General features: G+C 73.1%; 2 protein-coding genes. Both read left to right on the top strand.

Annotated features, from left to right (window positions below; genetic code table 11):
* The coding region (locus AC27VN_RS42145; RefSeq protein WP_490880616.1) for a uroporphyrinogen-III C-methyltransferase at positions 1 to 520 on the top strand (520 nt) is incomplete at its 5' end.
* A gap of 16 nt (positions 521 to 536) precedes the next feature.
* On the top strand, positions 537 to 1094 hold a 558-nt coding region (locus tag AC27VN_RS42140; RefSeq protein ID WP_490880615.1), incomplete at its 3' end, for a heme biosynthesis HemY N-terminal domain-containing protein.

Raw genomic sequence — 1094 nt, 5'->3', positions numbered from 1 at the left:
CCGGCTGCGCAGCACCGCCAGCGCCGACGGTGGCGAGGCGCTGCAGAAGCTCGACGAACTGATGCGCGGCGTGGACGACCTGCCGCCGCTCAACGCGGTCGCGATGCGCGGCACCGGCCTCAATGCCTGGCAGTCCGACCCGGTGCCGGCCGATGCGCCCTGGTGGGAGCGCGCGCTGCTCACGGTGCGCAACGAGGCGCGCTCGCTGGTGCGCGTGGGCCGCATCGAGCGGCCCGAGGCGATCCTGCTGGCGCCCGACCAGACCTACTTCCTGCGCGAGAACCTCAAGCTCAAGCTGCTCAACGCGCGCCTGTCGCTGCTGTCGCGCCAGGTCGACGTCACGCGCACCGAGCTCGCCAACGTGGCGGCCTCGCTCAACCGCTATTTCGATCCCGCGTCGCGCCGCACGCAGACGGCCGCAACGCAGTTGCAGCAGCTGCAGGCGTTGGTGAAGACCACCGAGCCGCCGCGCATCGACGACACGCTCGCCGCCCTGGCCACCGCCGCGGCCGGCCGCTGAGAGGGCAGGGCTTTCCATGCGCGCCGCACTCTGGCTCCTCGCGCTGTTCGCCGTCGCCGCGGCGGTCGCGCTGTTCGCCGGCAACAACCAGGGCACGATCACCGTGTTCTGGCCGCCCTGGCGGGTCGACCTCTCGCTCAACCTCGTGCTGGTGATCCTGCTGACGCTGTTCGTGCTGCTGCACGCGGCGCTGCGCGCGCTGGCCGCGCTGTTCTCGCTGCCGACCCAGGCACGCCAGTGGCGCATGCAGCAGAAGGAACGCATGCTGCATTCGGCGCTGCTCGATGCGATGGTGCAGCTGATCTCGGGCCGCTTCTCGCGCGCGCGCAAGGCCGCGCAGGCCGCGCTCACGCAGGAGAAGACCCTGGCCGCGCTCGGCGCCAGCCTGCCGCAGGCGCAGCAGGTGCGCGTGCTGTCGCACCTGCTCGCGGCCGAGAGCGCGCAGGCGCTGCAGGACCGCCCGGCGCGCGACGCCCATCTGCAGCAGGCGCTCAACGAGAGCGCCGACCGCAACCTGCTGGCCAGCCCCGAGACCCGCGAGGGCGTGCAGCTGCGCGCCGCGCGCTGGGCGCTC

Source organism: Variovorax sp. 20P10.2.4, assembly GCF_058244205.1.
Note: the sequence above shows the minus strand (reverse complement) of the source record. Positions and strands in the feature narration are given on the sequence as shown.